Here is a 16,031-nt window from a genome sequence, read left to right on the forward strand (position 1 = left end):
CGCTCTATGCTTGTCGCGTTCGTACGCGCCGGTTCACGCGAATTGACGCAGGAAACGCAGGTCGTTTTCGAAGAACAGACGCAGGTCTTGCACGCCGTAACGCAACATTGTGAGCCGCTCAAGGCCGCTGCCGAAAGCAAAACCGATGTAGCGCTCGGGGTCGAGGCCCATGTTGCGGATCACCGTGGGGTGAACCTGGCCGGAACCCGAAATTTCGAGCCACTTGCCGGCGTTCTTGCCCGTTTCGAACAGCATGTCGATCTCAGCCGACGGTTCGGTGAACGGGAAGTACGACGGACGGAAGCGCACCTGAATATCGTCGCGCTCGAAGAATTTCTTGAGGAAATCGGAGTAGACGCCCTTCAGGTCCGCGAAGCTGATGTTCTCGTCGATCCACAGGCCTTCGACCTGGTTGAACATCGGCGAATGCGTTGCATCGCTGTCCACACGATACGTGCGGCCCGGCACGATCACCTTGATCGGCGGCGTGTTGGTGCGCGCGTAGCGCACCTGCATCGGGCTGGTGTGCGTGCGCAGCAGCAGTTGACGGCCGTCGGCATCTTTGCCGTCGACGTAGAAGGTGTCCTGCATCGAACGCGCCGGGTGGTTTTCCGGGCTGTTCAGCGAGGTAAAGTTGTACCAGTCGGTTTCGATCTCGGGGCCGTCGGCCACATCGAATCCAATCGTACGGAAAATCTGTTCGACGCGCTCCCATGTGCGCATCACCGGGTGCAGACTACCTGCGCCGGTGCCGCGGCCGGGCAACGTGACGTCAATGGCTTCAGCGGCGAGGCGCTGGTTCAGCAACGCGTCGGCGAGCGCCTGACGGCGGGCCGTCAACGCGGCCTCCACTTGTTGCTTGACGAGGTTGATCCGTGCGCCTTCGGTCTTGCGCGTTTCGGGATCGAGTTTGCCAAGGCCCTTCAATAGCTCGGTCAACGCACCCGATTTGCCGAGAAAGCGCGCTTTCTCGTTCTCGAGGGTGGTGACGTCGGAGGCTTCTGCGAAGGCTTTTTGCGCGTCGGCGACAATCTGGTCCAGATCCATTGATCCCATCATTTCAACGTCAGTGTTCAATCGATGCAAAACTGGTTCGACCAACAAAAACGGGGCTCGGTGAGGAGCCCCGTTTTTGCTGCAGCGTCACCGAGACTACCGGATGTTCGCTGCAACGAACCACGCAGTTTAATTGCCCAAAGCGCAATCAGGCTGCAACGGCGGCTTTCACCTGCTGAACGATCGCAGCAAAAGCAGCCTTGTCGAACACAGCCATGTCGGCCAGCACCTTGCGGTCGAGTTCGATCGAAGCCTTCTTCAGGCCGTTGATGAACACGCTGTACGTCATGTCGTGCTGACGCACCGCCGCGTTGATACGCGTGATCCACAATGCACGGAACACACGCTTCTTGTTGCGGCGATCGCGGTAGGCGTATTGGCCTGCGCGCATGACCGCCTGCTTGGCGATGCGATAGACGTTATTGCGACGGCCGCGGTAACCCTTGGCCAGCTTGATGATCTTCTTGTGACGGGCCCGTGCGGTAACCCCACGTTTTACTCGAGGCATATCTTGCTCCTATGAGTGTCGGTTAAGGGTTAAGCGAACGGCAGCATTGCGCGCACGGAGTTCATATCTGCTTCATGAACTGACGTCGAACCGCGCAAATGGCGTTTGTTCTTGGTGGTCTTCTTGGTAAGAATGTGGCGCTTGAAGGCTTGACCGCGCTTGACGGTACCGCCCGGACGCACCACGAAGCGCTTTGCAGCACTCTTCTTGGTCTTCATCTTCGGCATGACAACTCCATTATTAGATGGATATGGGTGTGCGGTCGGCCAGATGGCCATTACCCGCCCTTCGAAACCCATTCCACTTGGTATGCAGACCGCCGTTACTGCCGGCAGCCGCTTTTCAGGAAGCGGCGCACATTTGCACATGCGCCGTTCCGAAACCTGCCGATCCCGCACCGGACACCCGGCACAGCATCGTTTCAATCTTTCACAACCGGAGCGCGCACCACACGGTGCGCCGCTGCTCCAGCGGCTTACTTCTTTTTCTTCGGCGCGAGCACCATGATCATCTGGCGCCCTTCCATTTTCGGCATCTGCTCGACCTGACCGACTTCGTCGAGGTCCGTGCGCAGGCGCTCGAGCATGCGCATACCGATTTCCTGGTGAGCCATTTCGCGGCCACGGAAACGCAACGTGATTTTCGTCTTGTCGCCGTCGTCGAGGAAGCGGATGAGGTTGCGCAGCTTGACGTTGTAGTCGCCGTCATCGGTGCCCGGGCGGAATTTGACTTCCTTGACCTGGACGATCTTCTGCTTGAGCTTGGCCTCGTGTTGCTTCTTCGCTTCCGAGTACTTGAACTTGCCGTAGTCCATCAAACGGCAGACCGGAGGAACCGCTTGCGGAGCGATTTCAACCAGATCCACATCCTGCTGTTCCGACATGCGGAACGCATCAGCGAGTTTCACGATGCCGAGCGGTTCGTTCTCGACTCCGACCAGACGCACCTCGGGTGCTGTAATTTCACCGTTGATGCGGTGCGCAGACTTATCAGTAGCGATGTTACGTTTCCTCTAAAAATTAAAAAAACGAGCCGGGCTGCCAAGTGGCTCAGTTGAACGACTGCACATCCTGGCGCAGACGCTCAATGAAGGTATCGAGAGGCATCACACCCAGATCGACACCACCACGGGCACGCACGGCTACCGTTTGGGCTTCACGCTCTTTGTCGCCGACCACAAGCAGGTACGGCACCTTTTCCAGCGTGTGCTCCCGTATTTTATAGCTAATCTTCTCGTTGCGCAAATCGGCCTCTACTCTAACCCCTTGTTTTTGCAACGATTGGGCTAGCGACTGCGCATATTCGGTCTGACTTTCGGCGATATTCATCACCACAACCTGCATCGGCGCGAGCCACGACGGCATTGCACCAGCATGGTGCTCGATCAGAATGCCGAGGAAACGCTCCATTGATCCGACGATTGCCCGGTGCAGCATGATCGGGCGGCGGCGGCTATTGTCTTCGGCGACGTATTCGGCGCCCAGACGCTCCGGCAGCACCATATCGAGCTGCAACGTGCCGCACTGCCACGAGCGGCCGAGCGCGTCCTTGATGTGGTACTCCACCTTCGGGCCGTAGAACGCGCCCTCGCCCGCCAACTCTTCCCACGTCACGCCGCACGCCGTCAGCGCCTCACGCAGGCCCTGCTCCGCGCGATCCCATGTCTCATCCGTGCCGGCGCGAGCATCCGGGCGCAGCGACAGCTTGATCTCGACATTGTCGAAGCCGAAGTCCTTGTAGACGCTCATCGCCAGCGTGTTGAACGCGATCGATTCGCTGATGAACTGGTCTTCGGTACAGAAAATGTGCGCGTCGTCCTGCACGAAGCCACGCACGCGCATCAGACCATGCAGCGCGCCCGACGATTCGTTGCGGTGACACGAGCCGAATTCCGCGTAACGCAGCGGCAGATCGCGATACGAGCGCAGACCGTGGTTGAACACCTGCACGTGACCCGGGCAGTTCATCGGCTTGATCGCGTAGTCGCGCTTTTCCGATTCCGTCGTGAACATGTTTTCACGATAGTTCTGCCAGTGGCCCGACGCTTCCCAGAGCGAGCGGTCCATGATCATCGGCGTCTTGATTTCGAGGTAGCCGGCGTCGTTCACGCGCCGGCGCATGTACTGCTCGACCTGCTGCCACAGCGTCCAGCCACGCGGATGCCAGAACACCATGCCCGGCGACTCGTCCTGCATGTGGAACAGGTCGAGTTGTTTGCCGAGCTTGCGGTGATCGCGCTTTTCCGCCTCTTCAAGCATGTGCAGATACGCTTCCTGGTCTTCCTTCTTCGTCCAGGCCGTGCCATAGATACGCTGCAGTTGCTCGTTCTTCGAGTCGCCGCGCCAGTAAGCGCCCGCAAGCTTCATCAGCTTGAAAACCTTCAGCTTGCCGGTGGACGGCACGTGCGGGCCGCGGCACAGATCCGTGAAGCCGCCGTGCGAGTACAGCTTGATTTCGTCGGTGGCCGGAATCGATTCGATGATCTCGGCCTTGTACTTTTCGCCGATGCTCTTGAAGTAGTCCACGGCTTCGTCGCGCGAGACCACACGGCGCGAGACCGGCTCGTCTTTCTTCGCGAGTTCCTGCATGCGCTTTTCGATCTTCTCGAGATCTTCCGGCGTGAAAGGACGGCTATACGCGAAGTCGTAATAGAACCCGTTGTCGATGACGGGACCGATCGTAACCTGTGCTTCCGGGAACAGATCCTTCACCGCGTACGCGAGCAAGTGCGCCGTGGAGTGACGAATGATGTCGAGGCCGTCGGCGTCTTTCTCGGTGACGATGGCAAGCGCCACGTCGTGATCGATCAGCGTGGACGTATCGACGAGTTCACCGTCGATCTTGCCGCCGAGCGCAGCTTTCGCGAGGCCGGGGCCGATCGATGCGGCCACTTCGGCGACGGTCACCGGATGCTCGTACTGTCGAACAGAACCGTCAGGCAGACGTATCGAAACCATTGCGTTCTCCGTGGTGCCGACCGGCGGCGGCACATACAACCAGGTCAAAAAACCAAAAAAAATGCGGCCCCACTTTCGAGGGGCCGCATTCACATTTCCTGCTAACTACAGTGGCGAAAGTGGTCCTCGACTAGCGTCGCTCCGAAGTAGTTTCGGTCAACGTTCGCGGTGCCATAACCGTATTTGCCTTTTGCGCCGAAGCGCTTACTGCAGTTTGCGAAACCCCGGTAAAACCGGAATTTCTCTTTCGTTGGTAGGCTCGATTGGACTCGAACCAACGACCCCCACCATGTCAAGGTGGTGCTCTAACCAGCTGAGCTACGAGCCTGAAGAAACGAGATTATATGGAGCCCCACACCGCTTGGCAAGTACTTTTATGCACCGACTTTAAATTTCTACTCATGCGCGCGGGCACATCGAACCGATGCCTGCCGGGCACCTGCAGGCACCCACAGGCACCGTCCGCCGCGTGCGCGCATCAACTCTTGCGTGAAGCGCGCACCACGCCGATTACTTCACCGAGCAACGTACACGCGCGCTGAATTTGCGCGGCGCTCGATACTTCGACAGTAAATTGCATGAACGCCGCATTGCGACGCGACTGCGTTTTCACGCCGATCACATTCATCTTCTCGCGCGCGAAAACTTCGGAGATATCGCGCAGCAAACCCTGCCGATCTGTGGCCTCGATGCTGAGGTCGACGGGATAGACCGACTGCCCGCGGCCGCTCATGACATCCGCCGACCACGCGGTTTGCAACACACGCTCGGGTGCGCGATCGGCCATGCGCACGAAGGTCGGACAATCGCTGCGGTGGATCGACATACCCTTGCCGCGCGTGACGAAGCCGCTGATGTCGTCGGGCGGTGCGGGACGGCAACAGCGCGCGAGTTGCGTAAGCAACGCGTCGACGCCGACCACGAGTACACCCGTGGAAGCCCCGCGGGCGACGCTCGCGCCGCTACTGCGCTTCTCGAACTGTTCCGGCGCTTCGACTACCGGCTCGGGCGGCGGCGCATCGTGCAGCGCCTGCTCGACGAGCCGCAGACTAAATTCTTCCTTACCGACCACCGAGAACAGATCGTCGGTGGTCTTGAAGCCGAGCTTGGCGGCGAGCTGATCGAGATTGACCGACGTCTTGCCCTCGCGCTGCAGGGTCTTTTCGACCATCGCACGGCCGCTCGAGATGTGCTCCTGCACTTCGACCGCGTTGAACCACGCGCGCACTTTCTGCCGCGCCCGATGGCTCTGCAGATACCCGAGTTGCGGGTTGAGCCAGTCACGCGACGGACCGCCCTCTTTCACCGCGACGATCTCGACCGTCTGGCCGTTCTGCAACGCCGTGTTGAGCGGCACCATCGCGCCGTCGACACGCGCACCACGGCAGCGATGCCCCAGCTCGCTATGCAGGTGATACGCGAAGTCCACCGGTGTGGCGCCGTGCGGCAGCGGAATCACGCGTGCTTGCGGCGTGAGCACGTAGATGTGGTCGTCGTCGAGCGTAGCCTGGCGCAATTGCTCCCACGGCTGCGCGGCGCGCTTCTCGCCGTGCTCGCCTTCGGAGACGTCGTCTTTCCACGCGAGCAGTTGACGCAACCACGCGATCTTCTCGTCGTACTTCTCATTGGCGCTGAACTGGCCGCCGTAGCCACGCGTGCCCGCTTCCTTATAACGCCAGTGCGCCGCCACGCCATACTCGGCGAACTGATGCATTTCCTGCGTGCGGATCTGTACTTCGAACGCGCGACCGTCGTCGCCGATCACGACCGTGTGCAGCGATTTATAGCCGTTAGGCTTCGGGCGCGAGATGTAGTCGTCGAACTCTTTCGGCACCGGCTGCCACAGGTTGTGCACGATGCCGAGCACGGTGTAGCAATCCTTGATGTCCTGCACGATGACGCGAAACGCGCGCACATCGTACAGTTCGGCGAAGTCCAGCTCCTTGCCGTGCATCTTGCGCCAGATGCTGTAAATGTGTTTTGGCCGGCCGCTGACTTCAGCCTGAACATTCGCCGCAGCCAGTTCCTGCTGCAGCCGCTCGATTGCCTGCGCAACATAGCTCTCGCGCTCGACGCGCTTCTCGTCGAGCAGCTTGGCGATGCGCTTGTACGTGACCGGCTCTTCGAAGCGGAGCGCGAGATCCTCAAGCTCCCATTTCAGTTGCCAGATGCCGAGCCGGTTGGCGAGCGGCGCGTAAATATCGAGCGTTTCACGCGCGACGTCGGGCGAAGGCGTGATTTTCGCCGCCGCGTAATAACGCAGCGATTGCAAGCGCGACGCGAGCCGTATCAGCACGACGCGAATGTCCTGCGCGAACGCGAGCAGCATCTTGCGCAGCGCCTCGACCTGCGCGCGGCGCGCGGCCTGCGCATCGCGCCCGGCTTCGGGCATCGCATTCTGCGCGGCGCGCAAGCTCACCGTCCCCAGGCGCAGCAACTTGCGCACGTCGCCCACCAGTTGCGCGACTTCTTCGCCGAAGTTATCGGCGATCACGCGTTCCGGGTCTTGCAGATGCGGCGTCAGGGCAAACAAGGCCGCTGCCAGCACAGCCGGCGGATCGACATTGAGCGTGCGCATGATCGACGCCGTACCCGCCGCATGATCCGCCAGCAACTCGCCCGATGAGAGCCGCACTTCGCCCGCATGTTCGCGCACGAACGCCATCGCTTCGTCGAAGGAAGGGATGGGGGTTGGCGTGCTCGTAACGATTTCGGTAGTCATGGTGCGACGGCCCACCGGGCCAGACGGATCAACGGAATGTCAACAACAACTGCGAGACCAGGCGTAAACCAGGTCAGCCAGGCTCAATCGCGCTGCGCCGCGACCACGACGATTTCGACGAGGCACTTCGGGTTAGCGAGCTTCGCTTCGACGGTAGCGCGCGGCGGCGTGGCGCCTTGTGCGACCCACTCGTCCCACACTGCGTTCATGCCGGCGAAGTGCACCATGTCCGAGATGTAGATCTGCACGGACAGCAAGTGCGACTTGTCGCTGTTCACTTCTTCCAGCAGACGGTCGATGTGGCCGAGCACTTCGCGCGTCTGACCCGTGATGTCCTGATCCGCGTCTTCGGCGATCTGGCCGGCGAGGTACACGGTGCCGTTGTACACAGCAGTTTCCGAGAGGCGCTTGCCGACGTGGTGACGAATGACTGCCATGAAGAATCCTGAGGTTGGTTGAAAATTGATCGCAGATGCGTTCCGCATTGCTCCCGCGCATTGCTCCCAATAAAGGACGCCGCGCGGAACCCTACATTATGACGCGTCAGCGGCCGGCCCGATAAAGAACTGCCTCGCGAGGTCGATCTGATCAGCCGACAGAAACGCCGGCGCATGCCCGACGCCCGAGATTTCCGCGCTGGATACAGCGCGCCCTGTCTCGACCATCTTGGCGACGGTCTCACGCGAGAGCAGATCCGATTGCTCGCCTCGCACCACCAGCACCGGCCCCTGAAACGCAGCCAGCGAATGCCACAACGCGGCCTCGCCGAGTTTGGCCGCTTCTTCGGTTGTCGCGGTAAACGGCTGTGCGATTCGCGGGTCGTAGCGGAACAACCACGCGCCGTCCTGCTCGTGCAAAAGCGGCGTATTGATCTCGCGCCATTCCTCTGGTGTGAGCGGACCGAAAGTTTGCGCAAGCAACGCTGCGTAATCGATGCCCTGCTGCAGCGTTTCGAAACGCACGGGCTTGCCGAGGTAATCGCCGATGCGCTCTACGGCCACCGGCTCCAGATGCGGCCCGACGTCGTTCAGCAGCATTTTACGAATCGGCGTTCCCGGCAGGCCGGCCAGCGCGAGCCCGATCAGACCGCCCATCGAGGTACCGAACCAGTCGACCGTTTCGACGTTCAGGCGCGCGATCAGCGTAACCATGTCGGCGACGTACTGCGGGATGCTATAGAAGTTGGGGTTCGCGAGCCACGAAGACAAGCCCCGCCCCGCCACATCCGGACACACCACGCGGTAAGTGCCGGCGAATTCCGCCGCGAGGCGGTCGAAATCGCGCCCCGAGCGCGTCAAGCCGTGCACGCACAGCAGCACACGTGGATTAGCGGGGTCGCCCCACTCGGTGTAGGCGATCCGGTGCAGGCCACCGGCGCTCGCGCACTGCACATAACGTTGGCGCGGCGCGGGCCGCTCGGCGGTGGAAGCGGACGTCTCGGTCATCTGGGTTCCTTGCAAAAGCGCCATGGGCTCGACGCAGACCAAGCGGCGGGAAATGAACGTCGAATCTTCAAACGATTGTAAACCGCTTTGCCGCACGGCAAGGATCGGCCAAACGGCCTAAGAGTGACCAAGATGCCCCAGGGTCAAAGCCGCAGCGCAGGCGTCCCGATGCGGGCAGCGCAAAACGGCACGAAAGGACAGCACCAAAACAAAACGGGCGAGACTCGCGCCTCGCCCACTTACAACCTCGCTTCAATTCGCTTCGTAAGCCGCCCACGACCCACAAGGCAACTTGCGATGCCACCAACTACCGTCACAAAGACCGATGCGGGCGGCTCACACCACCATTCAGCTCACCGCGCTCACATCCAGCGGCGCGCCCGTCTTCGTCTGGATCTCCTCGACGCTGACGCCCGGCGCCAGCTCAGTCACCTTCAGACCGTCTTCCGTCACTTCGATCACGCCGAGATCGGTGATGATCTGATCGACCACGCCCACGCCCGTCAGCGGCAACGTGCATTCTTCGAGGATCTTGTGCTGGTCGCCCTTCGCGACATGCTCCATCAGCACGACCACGCGCTTGACGCCTGCGACCAGATCCATCGCGCCGCCCATGCCCTTGATCATCTTGCCCGGAATCATCCAGTTGGCCAGATCGCCCTTCTTGCTGATCTGCATCGCGCCCAGAATCGCCAGATTGATGTGGCCGCCGCGAATCATCGCGAACGAATCCGCCGACGAGAAAATCGACGAACCCGGCAGCGTGGTCACCGTCTGCTTGCCGGCGTTGATCAGGTCGGCATCCACTTCTTCTTCGGTCGGCGACGGGCCAATGCCGAGCAGGCCGTTTTCCGACTGCAGCCACACTTCGACGCCAGCCGGCACGTGGTTCGCCACCAGCGTTGGCAAGCCGATGCCGAGGTTCACGTAGAAGCCGTCCTGCAATTCCTTCGCCGCGCGTGCGGCCATTTCGTCACGAGTCCATGCCATGATCAGTCTCCTTTCGCGCGGACGACGCGTTGTTCGATGCGTTTTTCCGGATGCGCATTGAGTACAATGCGCTGCACGAAAATGCCCGGCGTGTGGATCGCGTCCGGATCGAGTTCGCCTACTTCAACGATTTCCTCGACTTCCGCGACGGTAATCTTGCCGGCCATCGCGCACATCGGGTTGAAGTTACGCGCGGTGCGGCGATAGATCAGGTTGCCCGATTTATCGGCTTTCCATGCCTTGACCAAAGCGACGTCGGCCGTCAGTGAATGTTCGAGCACGTAATGGTTTTCGCCGAACTGGCGGGTTTCCTTGCCTTCGGCGATCAGCGTGCCGTAGCCGGTGTTCGTGAAGAAGGCCGGAATGCCCGAGCCACCGGCGCGCAGCTTCTCGGCGAGCGTGCCTTGCGGCGTGAATTCGAGCTCGAGTTCGCCGGCGAGATATTGGCGTTCGAACTCCTTGTTCTCGCCCACGTACGAAGAAATCATCTTCTTGACCTGGCGCGTTTCGAGCAGCAAACCGAGGCCGAAACCGTCGACACCCGCATTGTTGCTGATGCAGGTGATGCCCTGCACCTTCGAATCGCGCAGCGCGCCGATCAGCGCTTCCGGAATGCCGCACAGCCCGAAACCACCGACGGCAAACGTCTGCCCGTCCTTGACGATGTCTTTCAGCGCTTCAGCCGCGCCTGGATAGACCTTGTTCATCGTTTGTCCCTTCCTTTATGGAAATCCGAAACCGGATCATTGCGACTTCGATATGACGCTTAGCGGGCGCAAGCCCGACACGTCATTCTAGTCATCCGTGGCCGGCTTTGCGCTCAGACTGTCAGGATTGCCTGATCACTTGCGCCAATGCCCGCCACGAACGGTTTCGCCGCGTTGTCATGTGCCCGAAAGAGTACGCTGGGCGCGCCATGCGGCACAATACGCAAAAATACATAAGTACTTGCCGCCAGCCCATGCCCGCACTGGATTACCAAACCGCGTTTCACCTCGCCCCGATCGGACTCGTGCTGTCACGCGAACGGATCATCGAAGACTGCAACGACGAGCTGGCGTCGATATTCGGCTGCACGCGCGAGGCGCTGCTCGGCCAGTCGTTCCAGGTGCTGTATCCGTCGACGGACGAATTCGAGCGGATCGGCGCGCGGATTCCGCCGATCATGACCGCGCAAGGCAGTTACGCGGACGACCGCATCATGAAGCGGGCCAACGGGGAATTGTTCTGGTGCCACGTGACGGGCCGCGCGCAGCAACGCATGGACCCGCACGCAGCCGGTGTGTGGACTTTCGAGGATTTGAGCGCGACACGGCGCGTGGCGGTCGAGTTAACGCCGCGCGAACGGGAAATCGCCGCGCAACTGGTGACGGGCAAAACCAGCAAGCAGATCGGACGGGCGCTGGATATCAGCCCGCGCACGGTCGATGTCTACCGCGCGCGGCTGATGCGCAAATACGATACGGGGAATGCAACCGAGCTGTTGCAGCGCTTGCTCGGGCATTGAGAAGGCGCTGAGAAGGCGCTGAGGAGGCGCTGAGGAGGCGCCGGGATATTAAGCCGCCTTGACCAGCGCCGCGCTCTCGATGGTCGCGCGCAGCATATCCGGAACCGGTACCGACTTGCCCGCGGCGTAGTCGATCCACACGCAGCGCGCAGCACCGCGCGCATAGACGGTGTTCGGATCATCGGCGCGCACGAGCTCGAATGCCGTGTCGAAACTGCTGCGCCCGGGCATGGCCACGGACATCCGGCCGATCACGTCGCCCGGATAGTGCAACTGCTTGAGAAACTCCATCGACGCATTGACGATCACCGGCCCTTGCCCGTCGGCGTTGCTGCCGGCCAGACCCAGTTGTTCGAACCAGGAAATCCGCACCTGCTCCATGTACCGGAAATAGACCGTGTTGTTCACATGGCCGAATGCGTCCATGTCGCCCCAGCGGATCGGCATCGACATCTCAAAAACTGCGTGAAAATCGCTCATCGTACTTCTTTAACGGGTTGAAACGAGGGTGAAACCGGCGCGTGGGCCGGGGTAAACGTGGCAAACAAGGAACGGCCGCCCAAAGCCGCGTTCAGACGAGAGCGAACCCATCGTCGGCGGCAATCACCGAGCCGTTGATGAACTGCGATTCGTCGGCCGCCAGCAGCAGCAACAGCCCGTCCAGATCCTCCGGCTTGCCGACACGATGACGCGGCAGCAGCGAGACCAGCTTCTGCCCCTGCTCAGTCGACCAGTGATGATGGTTGATCTCGGTATCGATATAGCCCGGGCAGATGGCGTTCACGTTGATGCCGTGCTTGCCCCACTCCAGCGCCATGGCTTTCGTCATATGGACGACGGCGGCCTTGCTCATCGAGTACAGGCCGATCTGCGGCAACACCCGCAGGCCCGCCATCGACGCGATATTGATGATCCGGTATGACGGCTTCTGCGCACTATTGCCACGCATGATCATGCGCTTGGCGACTTCCTGAGCGACAAAGAAAGCGCCGCGCGTGTTAGTGTCGAACACGTATTCGAAGTCGGCCGGCGTGACTTCTGTAAGCTTCTGCGTGGTCGACACACCAGAATTGTTCACCAGAATGTCGATCGTGCCCGCCTCGGTTTCCGCGTGAGCAACGGCTGACTTGATGCTTTGATAATCCGTGACGTCGAGCGAGACGACGTGCGCCGCGCCACCGGAGGCTTCGATCTCGGCGCGCAACTCCTTCAGGCGCTCGGTGCGGCGGCTTGCCAACACGACCTTGGCGCCAGCCTGCGACAATACTTGAGCAAAGCGCTTCCCCAACCCGCTCGAGGCGCCGGTGATCAGCGCGACCTTGCCTTCCAGATTGATCGAACGGCCCATTGTCGTTCCCTTATTCGGTTGTTGTTACAGACGCGGTTGACAGGTGCGGTAAGACCATCACTGCGGGTCATACCGTATCACAGAAATAGAACGATCGTGCTAATCTCTGCTCATCTGGTTGCAGTGGCGGAGACCATCGCCCACAATACGATCCCGAAAAAAGCATTCTAACGGTAAGAAGAGGAGCATCAATGACCCCCGCAAGTCTCATTGAGCAATACGGTCCACGCGAGTCGATGGAATACGACGTCGTGATCGTCGGCGGCGGCCCGGCTGGCCTGTCCGCGGCGATCCGCCTGAAGCAGCTGGCGGCGGAAAAAGGCGTCGAGCTTGGCGTGTGCGTACTGGAAAAAGGCTCGGAGATCGGGGCTCATATCCTGTCGGGCGCGGTGATGGATCCGCGCGCCATCACCGAACTGATCCCGGACTGGAAGGAAAAAGGCGCGCCGCTGACGGTGGACGTGACCGAAGACAAATTCCTGTTCCTGACGGAAACCGGCTCGAAGAGCGTGCCGACCTGGGCGCTGCCGGACAACTTCAAGAATCACGGCAACTACGTGATCAGCCTCGCGAATGTCACGCGCTGGCTGGGTCAGCAGGCTGAAGCGCTCGGTGTAGAGATTTTCCCGGGTTTTCCGGCTGCGGAAATCCTCTACAACGACGATGGCTCGGTTAAAGGCGTCGCGACCGGCAATCTGGGGATCGGCAAGGACGGCGAGCCGACCGAGAACTTCCAGCTCGGCATGGAGCTGCACGCAAAGTACACGCTCTTCTGCGAAGGCGCGCGTGGGCACCTCGGCCGTCAACTGAACGACAAGTTCAAGCTGCGTGAAGGCGTCGATCCGCAGGTCTACGGTATCGGCATCAAGGAACTGTGGGAAATCGATCCGGCGAAGCACCAGCCGGGTCTGGTGATGCACACCGCCGGCTGGCCGCTGGAGAACGACACGTACGGCGGCTCGTTCCTCTATCACATGGACAACAACCAGGTGGTGGTGGGCTTTGTGGTCGGCCTCGGCTACACGAATCCGTACCTGTCGCCGTTCGAGGAATTCCAGCGCTACAAGACGCATCCTGCGATCCGTGCGATTCTGGAAGGCGGCAAGCGGGTGTCGTACGGCGCGCGGGCGATCACCGCGGGCGGCCTGCTGTCGCTGCCGAAGCTGGTGTTCCCGGGTGGCGCGCTGGTGGGCGACGATGCGGGCTTCCTGAACGCGTCGCGGATCAAGGGTTCGCACGCGGCGATCAAGACGGGCATGCTGGCGGCTGAGGCTGCTTTTGAAGCCGTGCAGGCAGGCCGCACCAGCGATGAACTGACAGCGTATCCGGAGTCGTTCAAGACCTCGTGGCTGCACACGGAACTGCATCGTGCGCGCAACTTCAAGCAGTGGATGAGCAAGGGCCTGTTCCTCGGCACGCTGATGGTCGGCATCGAGCAGAAGCTGTTAGGCGGCAACGTGCCCTGGACGCTGCATCACCAGCATTCCGATCACGAGATGCTGAAACCTGCGTCGCAGTGCAAGCAGATCACGTATCCGAAGCCGGATGGGAAGCTGACGTTCGACCGTTTGTCTTCAGTGTTCATTTCGAACACCAACCACGAAGAAAATCAGCCGGCTCACCTGACGCTGAAGGACCCTTCGGTGCCGGTGAATGTGAACTGGCAGACCTATGCCGGTCCGGAGTCACGCTACTGCCCGGCCGCGGTGTATGAGTTCGTAAAGAACGACGACGGCAGCGAGCGTCTCGTGATCAACGCTCAGAACTGCGTGCATTGCAAGACCTGCGATATCAAGGACCCGACCCAGAACATCGTCTGGGTGACGCCTGAGGGTGGCGGCGGTCCGAACTATCCGAATATGTGATTCGGTGTTTGTTTGCCGTGCGCGGAGCTTGTTTGTCCGCGCACGGCATGCAGGCAAACAAGCTCCGCGCAGGTAAAAACAAAGCGGCATCCATTGCATACGTACTGCCAGCGTCGCCGCAAAGCAACAAGCTCAAACGCCCCGCATCATTTCAATCCGCTCTCGCACTTTAGCCAGCACCGGCGCCCACGCGCCAATCTCAGGCTGTCGGAAGAGCTCAATAGAATCGTACCAGGCCGTGGTGCCCGATTCGTCGCCCCAAAACCATGCCGACACATGGTCGATCATCAAACTCGTCGGCACACCGAGCGCCCCCGCCAGATGCGCGGGTCCGCTATCAATCGTGACGACCAGATCCAGATTCGCCAGTAGCGCAGCGACGTCGTCGAATCCGGATTGAAAATGGTGGGTCAGGTCGACAACATCGAGCCCCTTGGCCCGCCACTGTGCGACCGTCTCGCTGCGTCCAGGCGACAACGCAAACCAGGTCACGCCCGGCACGCTCAATAGCGGCTCGAGTTGCTCGACAGGCACCGACCGCCGCATATCGCGGATATGCTCAGGATTCCCGTTCCACACTAAACCGACGTTGCGATTGCCCGGCTTGCCGGCCGTGTGCGCATCAACCCGCTCGCGCCATGCCTGCATGCGCGCGGGCTCGGCGCTCAGATACGGCGCGCCCCACCCTGTTGCATCGAAGACGCCAAGCCGCAGCGGCAAGCTCATCAACCCGCAATGGAAATCCGGCCGCGTTTCAAGACTCGTTTCGAGCGGCAAGTCAGCAGGCAGCATCCGTTCGAATAGATGCCGCAACGGCCCGTCGTGACCGAAAATCACCCGGCCGCCTTCGCGTCGCGCCCGCTCGGCCAGCAGCGGCAGAAAGCGCACCGCCCAAAGGCAGTCGCCGTTACCTTGCTCGCCGTACACGACCAGCGTTTTGCCTTGCAGCGATTCGCCCTGCCAATGCGCGCTGATCGCAGCGAGCGCATGCTGCGCGTTATTCAAATCGTCGCCGAACGCGACGCGCGACTCGTAATGCGCCCAGCCTTCGGCGAAACGTCCCGTGCGGATTTCGAGTTCCGACAGATCGAACAGCGCATGCATGTTATCCGGCGACAACGCCAGCACTTGCCTGAGCAATGCTTCCGCTTCAGCCAGCCGCGCCTGCTCCTTGATGCACAACGCGAGCTTGTGAAGCGCCACCGGGTTGCCGGGCACGACACGTACCGCTTCGCGCAGTAGCCGCTCGGCCATGTCGAAGTCGTTGCGTTGTTGCACGGCTGCCGCACGCCAGATCAGCGCGTTGGCGTCTTCGGCGTTTTGCGCGAGCAGCAGCGCCGTGGCGGAGTCGACGAGCGACCAGTCGCGCACGATGAAGGCCGTCTGCGCGATGGTGTGAAGGAGCGTAGGTTCGCAGGAGGGATCAAGCTGGTAAGCGCGCACCAGCGCCGCGAGCGCCTCGCGCCGAAGAGCCTTGTCGCGACCGGCGCGTTCCAGCAACGAAAGTCCGAATGCGAGGCAGTCCGCGACGCCAGCGTGCGGCGCGGCGGCACGCGCGCGCAGGTCCGCGAGTTGGCTATCGGCCGGCCCGGTGTTCGTATCGGTCATTGAGACGAGGCCGCACGCAATACGA

15 protein-coding genes and 1 tRNA gene are annotated in these 16,031 nt (G+C 61.1%); 2 read left to right on the plus strand and 14 right to left on the minus strand.

Going from position 1 to position 16,031, the window contains the following annotated elements; translation table 11 throughout:
• Nucleotides 1-33: 33 nt before the first annotated feature.
• The 11 genes from pheS to P3T25_RS42740 all read right to left on the minus strand — a co-directional run bounded on the left by pheS (nucleotide 34) and on the right by P3T25_RS42740 (nucleotide 10,385).
• On the minus strand, nucleotides 34-1,047 hold the full coding sequence (gene pheS / locus P3T25_RS42690; protein ID WP_028200200.1) for a phenylalanine--tRNA ligase subunit alpha: 1,014 nt from the start codon (nucleotides 1,045-1,047) through the stop codon (nucleotides 34-36).
• 157 nt (nucleotides 1,048-1,204) lie between these two features.
• Nucleotides 1,205-1,564 carry a 50S ribosomal protein L20 gene (gene rplT, locus P3T25_RS42695; RefSeq protein ID WP_006052502.1) on the minus strand — a complete coding sequence of 120 codons (360 nt, stop codon included), beginning with the start codon at nucleotides 1,562-1,564 and terminating at the stop codon, nucleotides 1,205-1,207.
• 29 nt (nucleotides 1,565-1,593) lie between these two features.
• On the minus strand, nucleotides 1,594-1,791 hold the full coding sequence (gene rpmI / locus P3T25_RS42700) for a 50S ribosomal protein L35 (protein ID WP_097389908.1): 198 nt from the start codon (nucleotides 1,789-1,791) through the stop codon (nucleotides 1,594-1,596).
• A 248-nt stretch (nucleotides 1,792-2,039) separates the two neighbouring features.
• Nucleotides 2,040-2,564, minus strand: coding sequence for a translation initiation factor IF-3 (gene infC / locus P3T25_RS42705; protein ID WP_074263967.1), 525 nt, complete (start codon nucleotides 2,562-2,564; stop codon nucleotides 2,040-2,042).
• Nucleotides 2,565-2,613: 49 nt separating this feature from the next.
• Nucleotides 2,614-4,521 carry a threonine--tRNA ligase gene (gene thrS / locus P3T25_RS42710; RefSeq protein WP_154559035.1) on the minus strand — a complete coding sequence of 636 codons (1,908 nt, stop codon included), beginning with the start codon at nucleotides 4,519-4,521 and terminating at the stop codon, nucleotides 2,614-2,616.
• Between the two features lie 251 nt (nucleotides 4,522-4,772).
• Nucleotides 4,773-4,849 (minus strand) — tRNA-Val (locus P3T25_RS42715).
• 150 nt (nucleotides 4,850-4,999) lie between these two features.
• A complete protein-coding gene (locus P3T25_RS42720) occupies nucleotides 5,000-7,243 on the minus strand; it encodes a RelA/SpoT family protein (RefSeq protein WP_154559034.1) in 2,244 nt (747 codons plus the stop codon).
• 83 nt (nucleotides 7,244-7,326) lie between these two features.
• On the minus strand, nucleotides 7,327-7,680 hold the full coding sequence (locus P3T25_RS42725) for a RidA family protein (protein ID WP_028200195.1): 354 nt from the start codon (nucleotides 7,678-7,680) through the stop codon (nucleotides 7,327-7,329).
• Nucleotides 7,681-7,776: 96 nt separating this feature from the next.
• The gene (locus P3T25_RS42730; protein ID WP_154559033.1) at nucleotides 7,777-8,688 is read right to left on the minus strand and encodes an alpha/beta fold hydrolase; all 912 of its coding nucleotides are present in this window, start codon (nucleotides 8,686-8,688) and stop codon (nucleotides 7,777-7,779) included.
• A gap of 348 nt (nucleotides 8,689-9,036) precedes the next feature.
• A complete protein-coding gene (locus P3T25_RS42735) occupies nucleotides 9,037-9,678 on the minus strand; it encodes a CoA transferase subunit B (RefSeq protein WP_097389913.1) in 642 nt (213 codons plus the stop codon).
• A gap of 2 nt (nucleotides 9,679-9,680) precedes the next feature.
• Nucleotides 9,681-10,385 (minus strand): CoA transferase subunit A, encoded by a 705-nt coding sequence (locus tag P3T25_RS42740; RefSeq protein ID WP_028200192.1) that lies wholly within the window; start codon nucleotides 10,383-10,385, stop codon nucleotides 9,681-9,683.
• 254 nt (nucleotides 10,386-10,639) lie between these two features.
• On the opposite strand from P3T25_RS42740, the gene P3T25_RS42745 reads away from it, so the two are divergent.
• Nucleotides 10,640-11,185, plus strand: coding sequence for a LuxR C-terminal-related transcriptional regulator (locus tag P3T25_RS42745; protein ID WP_054040426.1), 546 nt, complete (start codon nucleotides 10,640-10,642; stop codon nucleotides 11,183-11,185).
• Nucleotides 11,186-11,233: 48 nt separating this feature from the next.
• Here the strand turns inward: P3T25_RS42745 and P3T25_RS42750 are convergent, their stop codons facing one another.
• Both P3T25_RS42750 and P3T25_RS42755 read right to left on the minus strand, forming a co-directional pair.
• Nucleotides 11,234-11,665, minus strand: a complete 432-nt coding sequence (locus tag P3T25_RS42750; protein WP_154559031.1) for an acyl-CoA thioesterase — start codon at nucleotides 11,663-11,665, stop codon at nucleotides 11,234-11,236.
• A gap of 91 nt (nucleotides 11,666-11,756) precedes the next feature.
• Nucleotides 11,757-12,533, minus strand: coding sequence for an SDR family oxidoreductase (locus P3T25_RS42755; RefSeq protein WP_154559030.1), 777 nt, complete (start codon nucleotides 12,531-12,533; stop codon nucleotides 11,757-11,759).
• Between the two features lie 191 nt (nucleotides 12,534-12,724).
• Here P3T25_RS42755 and P3T25_RS42760 point away from each other — a divergent pair, with 191 nt between their 5' ends.
• Nucleotides 12,725-14,398 (plus strand): electron transfer flavoprotein-ubiquinone oxidoreductase, encoded by a 1,674-nt coding sequence (locus P3T25_RS42760; RefSeq protein ID WP_429363315.1) that lies wholly within the window; start codon nucleotides 12,725-12,727, stop codon nucleotides 14,396-14,398.
• 132 nt (nucleotides 14,399-14,530) lie between these two features.
• Here P3T25_RS42760 and P3T25_RS42765 read toward each other — a convergent pair whose 3' ends face one another.
• Nucleotides 14,531-16,006, minus strand: coding sequence for a tetratricopeptide repeat protein (locus P3T25_RS42765; RefSeq protein WP_429363317.1), 1,476 nt, complete (start codon nucleotides 16,004-16,006; stop codon nucleotides 14,531-14,533).
• Nucleotides 16,007-16,031: the final 25 nt, after the last annotated feature.

The organism is Paraburkholderia sp. GAS32, assembly GCF_050434225.1.
Lineage (GTDB): Bacteria > Pseudomonadota > Gammaproteobacteria > Burkholderiales > Burkholderiaceae > Paraburkholderia > Paraburkholderia madseniana.

Bases quoted from the DNA above. Each gene is read 5' to 3' on its own strand.
- pheS (WP_028200200.1), bottom strand. From the start codon at position 1,047: ATGGATCTGGACCAGATTGTCGCCGACGCGCAAAAAGCCTTCGCAGAA.
- rplT (WP_006052502.1), bottom strand. From the start codon at position 1,564: ATGCCTCGAGTAAAACGTGGGGTTACCGCACGGGCCCGTCACAAGAAG.
- rpmI (WP_097389908.1), bottom strand. From the start codon at position 1,791: ATGCCGAAGATGAAGACCAAGAAGAGTGCTGCAAAGCGCTTCGTGGTG.
- thrS (WP_154559035.1), bottom strand. From the start codon at position 4,521: ATGGTTTCGATACGTCTGCCTGACGGTTCTGTTCGACAGTACGAGCAT.
- P3T25_RS42720 (WP_154559034.1), bottom strand. From the start codon at position 7,243: ATGACTACCGAAATCGTTACGAGCACGCCAACCCCCATCCCTTCCTTC.
- P3T25_RS42725 (WP_028200195.1), bottom strand. From the start codon at position 7,680: ATGGCAGTCATTCGTCACCACGTCGGCAAGCGCCTCTCGGAAACTGCT.
- P3T25_RS42730 (WP_154559033.1), bottom strand. From the start codon at position 8,688: ATGACCGAGACGTCCGCTTCCACCGCCGAGCGGCCCGCGCCGCGCCAA.
- P3T25_RS42735 (WP_097389913.1), bottom strand. From the start codon at position 9,678: ATGGCATGGACTCGTGACGAAATGGCCGCACGCGCGGCGAAGGAATTG.
- P3T25_RS42740 (WP_028200192.1), bottom strand. From the start codon at position 10,385: ATGAACAAGGTCTATCCAGGCGCGGCTGAAGCGCTGAAAGACATCGTC.
- P3T25_RS42745 (WP_054040426.1), top strand. From the start codon at position 10,640: ATGCCCGCACTGGATTACCAAACCGCGTTTCACCTCGCCCCGATCGGA.
- P3T25_RS42750 (WP_154559031.1), bottom strand. From the start codon at position 11,665: ATGAGCGATTTTCACGCAGTTTTTGAGATGTCGATGCCGATCCGCTGG.
- P3T25_RS42755 (WP_154559030.1), bottom strand. From the start codon at position 12,533: ATGGGCCGTTCGATCAATCTGGAAGGCAAGGTCGCGCTGATCACCGGC.
- P3T25_RS42760 (WP_429363315.1), top strand. From the start codon at position 12,725: ATGACCCCCGCAAGTCTCATTGAGCAATACGGTCCACGCGAGTCGATG.
- P3T25_RS42765 (WP_429363317.1), bottom strand. From the start codon at position 16,006: ATGACCGATACGAACACCGGGCCGGCCGATAGCCAACTCGCGGACCTG.